Source organism: Flagellimonas oceanensis, from assembly GCF_003992595.1.
Classification (GTDB): Bacteria; Bacteroidota; Bacteroidia; order Flavobacteriales; family Flavobacteriaceae; genus Flagellimonas; species Flagellimonas oceanensis.
Window position 1 is genome coordinate 1 of sequence record NZ_RZNA01000045.1, and the last position, 14,308, is coordinate 14,308.

Annotated in this window: 12 protein-coding genes; all 12 read right to left on the reverse strand. The window is 42.9% G+C overall.

Annotated elements, in window-relative coordinates; genetic code table 11:
• Positions 1–144: 144 nt before the first annotated feature.
• Positions 145–1,080, reverse strand: coding sequence for an endonuclease/exonuclease/phosphatase family protein (locus tag EO132_RS12455; protein WP_127138175.1), 936 nt, complete (start codon positions 1,078–1,080; stop codon positions 145–147).
• Between the two features lie 84 nt (positions 1,081–1,164).
• Positions 1,165–3,354: a DUF5916 domain-containing protein gene (locus EO132_RS12460; protein ID WP_127138176.1), complete on the reverse strand. Its 2,190-nt coding sequence runs from the start codon at positions 3,352–3,354 to the stop codon at positions 1,165–1,167.
• A gap of 272 nt (positions 3,355–3,626) precedes the next feature.
• Positions 3,627–5,222 carry a M1 family metallopeptidase gene (locus EO132_RS12465; protein ID WP_127138177.1) on the reverse strand — a complete coding sequence of 532 codons (1,596 nt, stop codon included), beginning with the start codon at positions 5,220–5,222 and terminating at the stop codon, positions 3,627–3,629.
• A gap of 51 nt (positions 5,223–5,273) precedes the next feature.
• A complete protein-coding gene (gene argH, locus EO132_RS12470; protein ID WP_127138178.1) occupies positions 5,274–6,557 on the reverse strand; it encodes an argininosuccinate lyase in 1,284 nt (427 codons plus the stop codon).
• 69 nt (positions 6,558–6,626) lie between these two features.
• Positions 6,627–7,697 carry a M20 family metallo-hydrolase gene (locus tag EO132_RS12475; protein ID WP_127138179.1) on the reverse strand — a complete coding sequence of 357 codons (1,071 nt, stop codon included), beginning with the start codon at positions 7,695–7,697 and terminating at the stop codon, positions 6,627–6,629.
• Positions 7,694–8,473: an acetylglutamate kinase gene (gene argB / locus EO132_RS12480; protein WP_127138180.1), complete on the reverse strand. Its 780-nt coding sequence runs from the start codon at positions 8,471–8,473 to the stop codon at positions 7,694–7,696. The genes EO132_RS12475 and argB overlap by 4 nt, the downstream gene beginning before the upstream one ends.
• Position 8,474: 1 nt before the next feature.
• Positions 8,475–9,221, reverse strand: coding sequence for an SDR family NAD(P)-dependent oxidoreductase (locus EO132_RS12485; protein ID WP_127138181.1), 747 nt, complete (start codon positions 9,219–9,221; stop codon positions 8,475–8,477).
• Positions 9,218–10,156: a Rossmann-fold NAD(P)-binding domain-containing protein gene (locus EO132_RS12490; RefSeq protein ID WP_127138182.1), complete on the reverse strand. Its 939-nt coding sequence runs from the start codon at positions 10,154–10,156 to the stop codon at positions 9,218–9,220. Before EO132_RS12490 ends, EO132_RS12485 begins: the two co-directional genes overlap by 4 nt.
• The gene (locus tag EO132_RS12495; RefSeq protein WP_127138183.1) at positions 10,157–11,281 is read right to left on the reverse strand and encodes an aspartate aminotransferase family protein; all 1,125 of its coding nucleotides are present in this window, start codon (positions 11,279–11,281) and stop codon (positions 10,157–10,159) included.
• 2 nt (positions 11,282–11,283) lie between these two features.
• Complete coding sequence (gene proC, locus EO132_RS12500; RefSeq protein ID WP_127138184.1) at positions 11,284–12,078, reverse strand: pyrroline-5-carboxylate reductase; 795 nt, start codon at positions 12,076–12,078, stop codon at positions 11,284–11,286.
• Positions 12,079–12,088: 10 nt separating this feature from the next.
• Entirely contained in the window at positions 12,089–13,063 is a 975-nt protein-coding gene (gene argC, locus EO132_RS12505; protein ID WP_127138185.1) for an N-acetyl-gamma-glutamyl-phosphate reductase, read from the reverse strand.
• On the reverse strand, positions 13,060–14,247 hold the full coding sequence (locus EO132_RS12510) for an argininosuccinate synthase (RefSeq protein ID WP_127138186.1): 1,188 nt from the start codon (positions 14,245–14,247) through the stop codon (positions 13,060–13,062). The genes argC and EO132_RS12510 overlap by 4 nt, the downstream gene beginning before the upstream one ends.
• Between the last annotated feature and the right edge of the window lie 61 nt (positions 14,248–14,308).

Consider the following 14,308-nt stretch of genomic DNA (forward strand, 5'->3'; position numbering starts at 1 on the left):
ATGTCTCCCAACGAGTACATTGAAATGAATGAAAACAGCCCCGATTCCCTAGTTATGACCGGCGCCTAATTTTGGGAGGAGGTCAGGATATATTTGGTGGGTCTTAATTGGTTTGAAGAATGTGAAGTAGGTCTTATTTACGGTTTAGTTTAGCCCTATTACAATATTTATTGGCAGATGGTCCGAACCTAGGTCATTGCCCACAGATCTATCCTGAACTATTATCTTGGATGATACTAGACAATGGTCCAACGTGGTCTGCATTGGCCATATGTTGGTGGGCCATGTAGGTAATAGGCCAAAACCTTTTCTACTATCCCTTAAATCTTTTTTGGTCAGTTGAACAAAATGATTCGTAAAAGAAGACATGTTAAAATCGCCGATAATGACTAAGTTTTCATGAAAAATATTTCGATTCTCAATAATGTTTTTTAACTGGGAATTCCTTTTTCTAAAAGCAGTTTGACCCATCGGAGGTACAGGATGTGTGGCTACTAGAGATAAATTTTCAGCACCAATTTTCAAACCACCAACTATAGAAGGCATTTGGCTGTCACCAAAATATTTTATCGAAACAGCCATTTCCTGTTTGCTTAACAGGGCTATGCCAAAATTGTCCGTTCTAGTTACAAACTCGTGGAACGAATATTGATTTTTTAATCTTGATAATTCCTGTTCCCATTGTGGGGTAACTTCCATTAATACTATAATATCCGCATCTTCTTTTTTTATATAGGTTTTGACTTCCTCGGGTTTTGAGTTGCTGGATAACAAATTAATACTTGAAACCTTTAAGGTTTCCTTGTTTAATCGGGGTTGCTCAGGTAACGAAAAATAATATGGCAATACAAAATAGCAATTCCATAATATGGACACGACAAGTAAAAATAACGCTATCCGTTTTTCCTTCAAGAATAAAAAAACAAAAGCAACCAAGATTGTGGAAACCACGATGTATTGAACTTTGAAGTGTGCAAACAAGTCTATAAACCAATAACTGATAAAAAGGTTTGGTAGAACTGAAGCAGCAAAAACGGAAACTATCGAAAACCAGATAAAACGATTCAGAAACTTTGTCATAAGCGGAAATATTCAAATGCGAACCAGGAAAGCTATCGACATTTTGTTGAAATAAAGCTCAAGAAATTATTTGATGTATAAAAATTACCGATTAAACCAATATGTAAACTTGAGTGTCAGCGACCACAAATTTCCTTCGAGTGGAGATAATTGCTCATTGTTGTTGAATACAAGGAACAGGTCAGAAGCAGGGGCGTAGCGCCATTGTAATCGGGAGTTGATGCCAAAATTGTTGCTCTGTTCGTTGTATTGGAACAGGGTGTTCCAAAACAGCTTGTTGGTAAAGGTAATGTCCGCCTCAGTACCCACAAGCCAAAAATCCGTGGTGTACCATGGTTGGGGCAAATCCAGATTATTGTAACTTAATCTAGCGCCCAAACTCACATAGGGTTGAAAACGATAGCCCAATTCTGCGTTGATATTGGTACGGTACCCTCCTGAGAAATAACGCCCTAATCGGGAAGTTAAGTTGTAGGTGAACAAATTTTTGGGCCGGGAATCGTACGAAATATAAATCCCGTTCCAATGGTGGCGTGTGCCTGCCGCCAACTCCTCTTTGCCCGTGTTTGTAGGGTCAAACGGAGCCAAAAGTTGCACATACTCGTTAAAAACATCAACACTCAAAGAGCTACGGTCTAGAAAATTCAATGCATACCCAACAATGGATACGTAATCCGTGGAGTTCATGTTCGGGTCAAAATAGTAGAAACCCGTGTATTTGGGACCATGGCTCACTATCTTATCACTTGCGGGCAGAAAAAGGTATCCTACCGAACCTTCCAGTTTGATGTAATTGTTCCGTGGTACAAAACCCACTTCGGAGGTGAAGTTTTCAGAAATATATTCTTGTTGAACACGCCAGTTCCACTTTCGACTACTGTAAGCCAAGTGGGCACCTTGTGCAATTCCGTTATAAGAAGAATCAGGCCCAAAGGATTTCAACATAAACACCTTTCCATTGTATTTGTTATCCGCTGAGGCCAAATTGTATTCCAATCCAAGGTTTCTATTGAATTTTGTGTATTCCGATTTCAAATCATCGGTCAAGGAGTTGTAATCCAACGACTCCTTGTTCACGAACATCAAACCTATATTGGAACGGGAGAATACCTTTTGCTGCAACGAAAGCACGGCGAAGTTCTGACTGGGCAGACCTGTTTCGTCCATTTTGTCGGTTTGCATGTCCATCAAGCCCAAACGGAGGTTTCGGTTCAGATTTCCGCTCACACGGGCACCCCCAATAATCGGTACGCCCAATCCGATTCTACGCGAAAAGAACGGGCGTATTTCATCGTATCCAAAATTGGCAAAGAGGTCGGCATTTTCAAGGAAAAACTGTCGTCTTTCCGGGAAAAAGAGTTCAAACCTGGTCAAATTGGCCACTTGACGGTCAGCTTCCACCTGTGAAAAATCGGGGTTGATGGTCAGGTCTAAATTCAAAGAAGAAGTAAGCCCCAACTTTACATCACCACCCACCTTAAATTCATTGTCGTAGGTAATATCCTCGATGCTCGAATTGCCCACCGTTCCCAACACATAGGGGATGATGGAGTAGTTGAGCCCTTGTTTTGGCGGCGGATTGTCCCAGACCATGGTACCTGTATAGGCCAAAGATGCGGTTGGGAATTGCCTTGGTATAGGTGTCCAACTCGACTTTTCGTTGGTACTCAAATCCAATCTTGAAAAATTAACACCCCATTCGGTCACATCTTTTTCGTATCGGATGGATTTAAACGGAATGGCCATTTCCACTACCCACTTATCCTCATAATTCTGAACCTCGGATACCCATTTGCTATCCCAATTAAGGTCAATGCTACCTCCGTTCGACATAGTGCCGTCCCATTGGGCGCCATAGGCGTTTGCCCCAAAGCTGAACCCAGTCGTCTGGTTATTGAACGGGTCCATGAACAATAGGAAATTATCGTTGCCCCCGAAGGAGAAATCCCTGCGCAGCGATTCCACTACATAGGTGTTTCCAGGTGTTTTGTAAAAAGTGGCCAAAAGGTAGAGTTGCCTGTGATCGTAGGCCATTTTCACTTCCGAGGGCTGTGTGGCCTTTCGGTCGTCCATGGGCAACACCATAAAAAAATCTTTGGCGGGTTCTGCTTTTTGCCAAGTGGCCTCGTCCCCCTTACCATCTATGGTAAAGGTTTCGTTGGTTTTGAGCAAGTGTATCTTGTAATCGGCATTTTTCTTTTGGGCATAGGAAAGCACACAAAAGAACATAGCAAAAGCTATGGGGACGGGGGTTGAAAAGTATCGGTTGATCATTGTTTGTTTAGTGAGGTAAATGTAATAATTTACCTTGAATTTTAACAATGAATCAAAATGAAGGTGCCTAAAACATTAAATATTTTGATTTTGTGAAAATTATTGGTTTTTGGATGATATAGTTGGAAGAGGATTTTGTGTCGCACTTATATGTAAGCTAAACATGATGTAAGCGTACAATTTCAAAACACGTCTAGACCAATAACTTTGCTGTTTTCTCTTAAAATCCCATTAGGAATGATTTGCCAATGGTTTGAATGAATGGACGAATTCTACATCTCCCCCATATCCTCAAACAAAGTCCATTCGTTCGGGTCCAGCACAATGGAATCGGGTTGGTCTTTGCTCTCCATTTGGATGTTTTGGTCGCCTTGGGTTACCTCAATGGTTTTGATGGTCAGTTTGCCATCTTTTACAATCCCTATTTCCAATGGAAATTGGAAAACATGATGGTCTTGTAATTGTTGTATATTGAGGTTGATGTTTCCATTGTTGTGATTCCAGCTCCATTTGATTTGTGGATGGCCCTTAACAAATAACCATTGCTCAAAAAAGGACTCCAAATCCTCGCCCGATATCTCTTCCATCACATGTCGAAAATCGTCCGTAAGCACATTGCTGTTCTGGTAGGTGGCATAATAGTTTTGGATGCCTTCCCAAAATACCCCATCGCCCAATTGATGACGGAGCATATTCAGCACCCAGCCACCTTTTTGGTAAGTGTTGGTGCTGAGCACCTTCATAGGGTCTTTAATACTGAGGTCGACAATGGGTGCCGGTTTTTTTCTGTAATAATCAAAAATCTCTTTTTTGTCGATGGCCAGTTCCTCTTTTCGGCGTTCATCGCCATACTCACTTTCGAGGTAGAGGATGCTGAAGTACGTGGCAAACCCTTCACTCAACCACACATGGTTCCAGCTTTTCTCCGTTGCGGAATTTCCAAACCATTGATGGGCGATTTCATGGGCAATCAAGGGTTCCACTGTTTTGTTGCCCGTTACGGAGTTTTCAAAATAAGCGATGGTCCCCGCATTTTCCAATCCGCCCCATTGGGTCTTGGCCTGCATGTTGGCCAATTTGGCATAGGAGTATGGGCCTATATGGCCAATGAAATATTCAAGCACATTTCCAGCAACCGTGTAATCGCCAAAACCTTCCAATCGATTTTGAGGATACACCCATGCGGAAACCTCAATATCATCAACCATGCCCACCAATCTAGAGGCGAACTGGGTAACGCCAATCGTCATTACCTTCGTGGCCACAGGGGCAGGTTCATTGTAAATAGTGATTTTATAACCGTTTTCCAGATTACTTTCCTCCACTTTCTTTCCTGTTGCCACCACATCGTAGTGTTCGGGAGCGGTAATTTGAAATTCCACGCTCGCCTTGTCGTAGGGATGGTCCACTGCTGGCAACCAATGTCTCGCCAGGTTGGGCCAGTTGTCGCCAAAAAAGGAGCGCTTGCCAAATTTTGTGGTGGCGATGACCAAGCCTCTTTCGGGAATCCCTTGGTATTTGATGGTATAGGTCTGGATGGAATCCGTAGTGGTTTTTGGAACAATATTGATTTTATTATTGGCATAGGTATAATTCGCTTTGGAGCCATTTTCCAACACACTGTTCACTTCCATACCAAACTCACCTGATTTTTCAATCAGGTCCAAAGCAAAAGGAACTGCATTTTCCTTGAATTGAACGGTTACCTGAGTTTCCCCTTTGATTTCGTTGGAAGCATCATTCAATTGAAGGGCAAAAACATAGTTTTGAATATCGACCGATTCATTTTTTTCATAGATATCCTGAGCGATGGAAATATGGAGTAGACCTAGAAATAGAAATACGCTGAGTGTAGTTTTGGTTGACATAAATTCGAGTTGAGAGCTGATGGGTTAAATTTTCAGCCTAATTTATCCAATTTATGCCAAAACCTTTTCCATTTTTTCTTTTATCTGCTCTAAACACAGGTTGCCCAAACTACCTTCATGGGTATGGTCAATGTCGCGTTTTGGTTTAAAATTGCCATTTTCTATCGCTTTGCCCATGGTTTTATAAGCATCACGGAAGGGCATCCCACTTTTTACCAGCTCATTCAAGGTGTCCACACTAAAGAGGTAATCGTATTTGGGGTCTTCTAAAATGGATTTGTTTACTTTGATTTCCTTCAAGCTGAAGGTCATCATTTCCAAACAAGCGTGCATGTCCTGCAAAGCAGGAACAATCACTTCCTTAACCAATTGAAGGTCCCTGTGATAGCCGCTGGGCAAATTGTTCATGATCATGATCAATTGATTGGGCACCGCTTGAATCTTATTGCATTTGCCTCTGATGAGTTCAAAAACATCGGGATTTTTTTTGTGCGGCATAATGCTGCTTCCCGTGGTCAATTCGTTGGGGAAGGAGATAAAATCAAAATTTTGACTCATGTACAAGCAAATATCCATCGCCATTTTGGATAAGGTAGCGGCCACGCTCGAAATACCGAAAGCAGTGGCTTTTTCCACTTTTCCACGACCCATTTGGGCGGCCACGACATTATATTTTTGTGTGGCAAACTTCATTTCGGCAGTGGTAAAACTTCTATCAATGGGGAAAGAGCTTCCGTAACCTGCTGCGCTTCCCAAGGGATTTTGGTCAGCAACTTTATGGGCGGCCTGTACAAAGTACAGATCATCCACCAAACTCTCGGCATAGGCGGAAAACCATAGCCCAAAAGAAGAGGGCATGGCAATTTGCAAGTGCGTATACCCTGGTAACAATACATTCTTGTGCTTGTCCGCCAGTTTCATCAATAGATCAAACAGGGTTTTGACCTGATTTCTGATTTCAGTCAACTCATCTTTAAGGTACAATTGCATGGCCACCAAAACCTGATCGTTTCTGGAACGGGCGGAATGGATTTTTTTTCCGGTGTCACCCAATTTTTCAGTCAGCATAAACTCGATCTTCGAGTGCATATCCTCAAAATCGTCTTCAATGGTAAACTTTCCTTTTTCGATGTCCTTGGCGATTTCATCCAATGCTTTTACAAGGTCTTTGCCCTCATCTTCGGAAACCAGTCCGACTTTACCCAACATTTTAGCATGTGCCTTGGAAGCGATAACGTCATATTTGGCCAATACCAAATCCAATTCGCGGTCGTTGCCTACGGTAAAGTGGTCTATTTTTTTATCGGTACTGAATCCTTTGTCCCAGAGTTTCATACTATTCAATTATCAGTTGTCAATGAGCAATAAACAATAAATGAATGTAAATTGCTGATTGGTCATTGTTTATTGTAAAAATCCCGTTAGGGTTTTGATGTAAATATCTATTCCTTCCTCTATTTCGTTCACAAAAATAAATTCGTTCGCAGAGTGTGATCGTGTACTGTCACCAGGCCCTAATTTTACTGATTGACAGCTTAGAGCTGCCTGATCGGACAATGTTGGCGAACCATAGGTTTTTCGACCAAGGGCCAATCCGCTTTTCACCAAATCATGATCAGGATCAATGCAGGATGAATTCAAACGCAAAGAGCGTGGTGTCATTTTACAAGGTGCTTCTTTTTGAAGGATATCGGCAATTTCCTGATTGCTGTAACAATCGTTCACACGTACATCGATTACCAAATCCACATGGCCAGGAACAACGTTATGTTGGTTTCCTGCACTGATTTGGGTCGTGGTCAGTTTGACTTCGCCCAATGCATCAGAAACTTTATCAAATGAATAATCCTTTAGCCATTGTAAAACCTCAATGGTGTTGTAAATAGCGTTGTTGTCGTTGGGGTGTGCCGCATGGGAAGGAGTTCCGTCGACTACTGCATCAAAGACGACCAAGCCTTTTTCCGCAATCGCCAAGTCCATTAAAGTGGGTTCGCCCACAATGGCCACATCTATTTTGGGCAGTATCGGAAGCAAAGCTCGGATACTGTGCTCTCCTGCATCTTCTTCTTCACCCGTGGCAGCCATTATTATATTATGACTGAGACTTTTCTTTTCATAAAAATGGACAAAAGTGGCCAATAGGGATACCAAACATCCACCAGCATCATTACTGCCTAGTCCGTATAGTTTTCCATCCTCTATATGAGCATCAAAAGGATCTTTGGTATACGCGCTGTTCGGTTTAACAGTATCGTGATGTGAGTTGAGCAACAAAGTTGGTTTGCTTTCATCAAAATGTTTGTTGAAGGCGTAAATGTTGTTATGCTGTCTTTTTGTTTCAACGCCAAAACCTTGTAAAAATTCCACTATAGCATCCCCGGTTTTATCCTCTTCACCAGAAAATGAGGGTGTGCTAATGAGTTTTTTCAGTAGTTCAATGGCTTTTTCTGTAAGTATGTCTTGGGTTACTTTCATAAGGTCAATGTCGTATATTCTGGATTGCCCGCTTCGAGCATTTCGGTGTTCCCTACGCAAACTTTGGAAACTTTGTTGCGGAGGGCGTAAAAACAGTTGTGCATTTTTGGTAGCATACCGTCTGCAATGATACTATAGGCCAAAAGTTCGTCATACCCATCGGAATCGATGTGCTGTATCACGGAGTTCTCATCTTCCACATCTTGAAGGACTCCTTTTTTCTCGAAGCAATAATATAAAGTGGTCTCAAATTGGTCGGACATGGCTATGGCCAATTCCGCAGCAATGGTATCGGCATTGGTATTCAACATCTGCCCTTTACCATCATGGGTAAGGGCGCAAAAAATAGGTGTGAACCCTGCCTGTAGTAGTTTAAAAATACCATAAGTGTTGACTGTGTCCACATCACCAACATAGCCAAAGTCAACATTCTTTTTTGGTCTTTTGTGTGCTCTGATAGCATCTGCATCGGCTCCGCTCATTCCAATAGCGTCGGTGCCAAGCGCTTGCAATTTGGCCACTACTTTTTTACTGTACAATCCTCCGTAGACCATAAGGGCGATATCCAAGGTCTCGGTATTGGTAATTCGTCTTCCGTTGACCATTTTGGACTCCACGCCCATTTGGTTGGCCAATTCTGTGGCTTTGTTACCCCCCCCATGGACCAGAATTTTGTTTCCGCTCATTTTAGAGAACAGATCCAACACTCGTTTGCATCTTTCTGAATCCTCAATGAGATTGCCACCTATTTTTACTACGGATAATTTTTGTTTCATTTTATGTATTTATAATCCCTCCATCTATGGTTATGGTGGTTCCTGTAATCCAAGAGCTATCCTCAGAAACCAAAAAGAGTACAAGTTTAGCAATATCTTGAGGCGTGCCCAACCTTTTTAACAACGTAGTCCTTTTCGCATTTTCTACAGCAGTGTCTGGATTGTCAAAAGCTTTTGCGGATTCCCATAATAGAGGGGTGTCCACAGGGCCTGGACAAATAGCATTTACCCTTATTTTTGGTGCGTAATCAACCGCCATTTGCTTCATCAAGGCTACGGATGCCGCTTTGGAAGCACAATAAGCAGGATGGTTTGGAAAACTCTTGAAGGCCGCAATCGATGCATTGATCAAGATGTTGCCCTGTTCTTGTTCCCGTAGGTGGGGAATCGCATATTTACAAAGGTAAAAGATGGAACTCAAATTGGTGTCGAGGGTACTACGCCAAGAATCAATGGATAGTTCTTGAACACTTCCCAATCCAAGAATCCCCGCATTCAATGACAAGATGTCCAATTTTCCATAAGTTTCCAGAGCGGTATCGACCAATTTTTTGTTGTAGGGTGGGTCTGTGACATCTCCTGGAACAAACACGGCATCGTCAAGATTGTTTTCCAACGCTTCGCCACTTTCCTGATTTCTGCCCGAAAGTATCAACTTGCCTCCTTCGGAAGAAATTCCTTCGGCAATGGATTTTCCCATTCCGCTTGTGGCACCAGTCACTATACAGACCTTATCCTTTAGTTTCATTTGTTCTCCAATATTTTTTTCAGTACGATTTGTGCTGAAAAGACTCTGTTTTTGGCTTGTTCCACTACCAAGGATTGTTCACTGTCCAGTACCGCATCTTCCACAATCATGTTTCTTCGAACGGGTAAGCAATGCATAAACTTGGCTTTTCCTAATTTTTGTTTAGTAATGGTCCAGTTCTTATCCTTGTTCAATACCTTTCCATAGTCTGAATAGCTGCTCCAGTTTTTCACGTAGACGAAATCGGCATCTTCCAATGCTTTATCTTGGTCGTATTCTATTTGACATCCTTCAGTCAATTCTGGATTGAGTTCATATCCTTCGGGATGTGTGATCACAAAATCAGCCTCCTGCATTTTCATCATCTGTACAAACGAATTGGCCACGGCATGCGGTAATGCTTTAGGATGCGGAGCCCAAGAAAGCACGACTTTAGGTTTCTTCTTGGTTTCGTTCTCCTTTAAGGTAATGGCATCCGCCAAAGCCTGGAGGGGATGTCCCACTGAACTTTCCATGTTTACCACGGGAATTGTGGCATATTTGGCAAATCCATTGATGACCTCTTCCGCTTCATCCTTTTCCTTGTCCATCAAACCGGCAAATGCACGAATTGCAACAATGTCCGAATACTGTGAAACCACTTGTGCTGCTTCTTTAATGTGTTCCGAAGTGCCTTGGTCCATTACAGTGCCATCGCCATATTCCAGCGCCCAGCCTTCGTTCCCAAAATTCATGATCATTACTTCCATGCCAAGGTTCATGGCAGCCTTTTGTGTGCTCAAACGTGTCCTAAGACTATTGTTGAAAAACAAAAGGCATATGGTTTTTCGCTTGCCCAAATTCTCAAACTGATAGGGGTCTTTTTTTAGTGTAATCGCTTCGTCTACCCAATCGGGGAGGGATTCTATATCGTTAACTGTTAAGTAATGCTTCATTTATAATGCTTTTTTCAGCGCTTCAAAAAATAGGTCTATATCTTTTTTCGTGATGTTCAAGGCAGGTAGAAACCGTAACAACTTCTTGTTTTTTGCACTTCCTGTGAACATGTGCTGTTCCATGATCATTTTTTTACGGAGGTCGGCTACCTCAAAATCGAATTCCAGTCCAATCATCAATCCTTTGCCTTTCACTTTTTTGATTTCAGGTATCTCCGTGGCTTTTTCTTTGAAATATGACCCGAGTTGAGCTGCGTTTTCTGTCAGATTTTCTTTTTCCAAAACTTCCAAAACGGCCAAACTGGCTGCGCATGCCAAATGGTTGCCACCAAAGGTGGTACCTAAAAGTCCGTACGATGGTTTAAATTTTTCATGAATCAATATGCCACCAACGGGAAAACCATTCCCCATTCCTTTCGCAATGGAAATAATATCAGGTTCGATACCGTGATGCTGGAAAGCAAAGAACTTCCCACTGCGTCCGTAGCCCGATTGCACTTCATCAGCAATGAGGACAATGTTATGTTCTTTACATTTTTCGGCAATAAACCGGAAGAATTCCGAGGTGGGTTCATCCAACCCTCCTACACCTTGAATAGCTTCTATGATCACGGCACAATGCGCATCACTTTCAATAGCTTTTTCAAAGGCATCAAAATCGTTCAATGGCAAGAAAGTGACCTCTTGCTGCTTGTTGATGGGCGCATTGATGCTCGGATTGTCCGTAGCGGCCACCGCAGCTGAGGTTCTTCCGTGAAAGCTATTGGTAAATGCGATCACTTTGGGTTTTCCTGTATGAAAGGAGGCCATTTTCAATGCATTCTCGTTCGCTTCCGCCCCTGAGTTGCACATAAAAAGGTCATAATCTTCACAGCTGGATAGCTCTCCAAGTTTTTGGGCCAATTGCTGCTGAAGCGGATTTTGAACCGAATTACTGTAAAATGCCATGTCATCCAGTTGTTCCTTGATGCGCTTTACATAATGCGGATGGGTGTGGCCGATGGAAATTACGGCATGGCCACCATAAAAATCCAAATATTTCTGCCCTTTGTCATCCCAAACTTCAATGCCCTTGGCCTTTACCGGAGTGACGTCATATAGTGGATATACATCGAATAATTTCATTTTTATCCTTTTCTGATTTGACTGATTTTTTCAAACGAGGATACAATTCCCCTGATCAATGATGAACTCAAGCCTTGGTGCTCCATTTCGTTCAAACCTTCGATGGTACATCCCTTTGGTGTGGTCACACGGTCAATTTCCTCTTCGGGATGGCTTCCAGATTCAATCAAAAGACTCGCGGCTCCGTTGCAGGTATGCATGGCCAGTTCTTGGGCCTCTTTGGCATCAAACCCCAATTGAATGGCTCCTTGGGTCGTGGCACGTATTAAACGCATCCAAAACGCAATTCCACTGGCACAAATCACGGTGGCTGCCTGCATTTGGTCCTCTGGAATTTCCATGGTATGGCCCATTCTGTTGAAAATCGCTTTGGCCAAATCCACACGTTTTTTACCGAGTTCATTACTGCAAATACAGGTCATGGATTTACCAACGGAAATCGCCGTGTTCGGCATACTTCGGATAATGAATTTGTCCGACCCGATAATTTCCTCGATTTTAGGAATGCGGAAACCCGTAATGGTACTGATGACCACATGTTTCTCGGTCAGTAGGTCTTTGGTCTCCTGTAATATGGACGCAAAATGACCTGGCTGTACCGCAAAAATCAGGATATCCGAATTTTTGACCGCTTCCTGATTGTCGGAAGTAACGGTCACATTTCCATATTTCTCAAATTCCTGAATGGATTTGGTGTTTCTTTTGGTTAGGTACATCGTGGTGGCTCCATTGCTGTGCAAAATGCCTTTGGCAATGGCCAATCCCAAATTTCCCGCTCCTATGATGGCTATTTTCATGGTCGATATTTTAAAATACTCCTGCTTTTAACAAAAGACCTTCGGTTTCAGGGAAACCGAACATCAAATTCATGTTCTGTACTGCTTGTCCCGATGCACCTTTCAATAAATTATCAATGGCCGAAGTCACTAAAAGTAAGTCATCGTGCTTATGCAAGTGGATATGGCATTGATTGGTATTGACTACTTGTTTTAGATGCAATTCTTCATCCGACATATGGGTAAAGGCAGCATCTTTATAAAAATCGTTGTAGAGTTCTTTTGCTTCTTCCAAGCTACCGTTGTAGTTGGTGTATGCCGTAGCCAAGATTCCTCGGGTAAAGTTGCCACGATTGGGCAAGAACATCAATTTTCCTACTGACTTTCCGAAGGAATTTAAGCTTTCACCGATTTCTCCCAAATGCTGGTGCGTAAAGGGTTTGTACCAAGAAACATTGTTATTTCTCCAGCTAAAATGAGAGGTAGCGGACAACCCAACGCCTGCGCCGGTACTGCCAGTGACAGCATTGATATGGACATCCTCCCCCAGCAAACCTGCTTTGGCCAATGGCAGCAATGCCAATTGTATGGCAGTCGCAAAACAACCGGGATTGGCAATGGCCTCCGCAGCTTGAATGGCAGATTTGTTCAATTCGGGAAGTCCATAAATGAATCGTTGACCGTTAAACACGGAATCTGCTTGTAACCTGAAATCGTTGCTCAGGTCGATGATTTTTGTCGACGCCGAAAATTTGTTCTCGTTCAAAAATGAGGTCGAATTACCGTGTCCCAAACAAAGAAAAACCGCATCAACTTCTGGATTTATTTCTCCAGAAAACTTCAATTCCGTTTGCCCCAGCAAATCTTGATGGGCAGAAGTAATCGGCTTGCCCGCTCGTGTGGTGCTGAACACAAAGTCGATCTCTGTTTCGGGATGATTGAGCAGCAGCCTGATGAGCTCTCCACCCGTGTACCCCGAACCTCCTATGATTCCAACCTTGATCATAAATCTTGGTTTACGTGGTTGGCTATTTTCCCTGAGTTGGACAAAATTTTGATGAAGCCCTTGGCATCATCGGCAGTCCAACCTTTGTTCATTTCCCCGTAACTTCCAAAGGAAGCATTCATCAAATCGTGTGGCGAAGTGATGCCGTTAAGGTCAAATCGGTACGGATGCAAAGTGACGAACACATCGCCTGAAACATGTTTCTGGGTATCGGTCAAAAAGGCTTCAATGTTTCGCATTACCTCGTCCAGATAGTTTCCTTCATGCAATAGCATTCCGTAAAAGTTGCCCATTTGCTCTTTTTGATATTGTTGCCATTTGCTCAAGGTGTGTTTTTCCAACAAATGGTGTGCTTTTATAATGATCAACGGGGCTGCGGCTTCAAAACCGACCCTTCCTTTGATTCCGATAATGGTGTCGCCCACGTGAATGTCCCTGCCAATGGCATATTTGGATGCAATGGCGGATAATTTCTCGATATTGGCCACAGGGGTGTCCTGCTCTCCGTCCAGCGCCACTAATTCACCATTTTTAAAGGTCAATTTCAACTCTTTGGACAACTCTTTTTCCAACTGGCTGGGGTAGGCACTCTCTGGTAAGGATAGGTGGGAGGTCAACGTCTCATCACCGCCTACGGATGTTCCCCATAACCCTCGGTTCACGGAGTATTTTGCTTTTTCCCAAGAGTAATCGATACCGTTCTGTTGCAGGTAATTGATTTCTTCTTCCCTGGCCAAACTTTTATCTCTGATTGGGGTTATAATTTTTATTTCCGGCGCCAAGATTTGGAAGATCATGTCAAATCTAACTTGATCGTTACCTGCGCCAGTACTACCGTGTGCGATGTATTTTGCGCCAATTTTCTTGGCATGATTCACAATCTCGATAGCCTGAACGATCCGTTCCGCACTTACGGAAAGGGGATAGGTGTTGTTTCGGAGCACATTTCCGAAGATGAGGTATTTGACCACTTTGTCATAAAATGTGGCAACGGCATCGATAGAGGTGTAAGTGGTTGCTCCCAAGGCTAGTGCCTTTTCTTCGATGTCCTCGATTTCAGCTTTGCTGAACCCTCCCGTGTTCACACTTACCGCGTGCACCTCAAAACCTTCCTCTTTCGATAGGTATTTGGCACAGTACGAGGTATCCAATCCGCCACTATAGGCTATAACTAATTTTTCCATTTTTGATTCTTTATGTTGTCACATCGAGCGCAGTCGAGATGTATTTATTTCCGTTTGCACT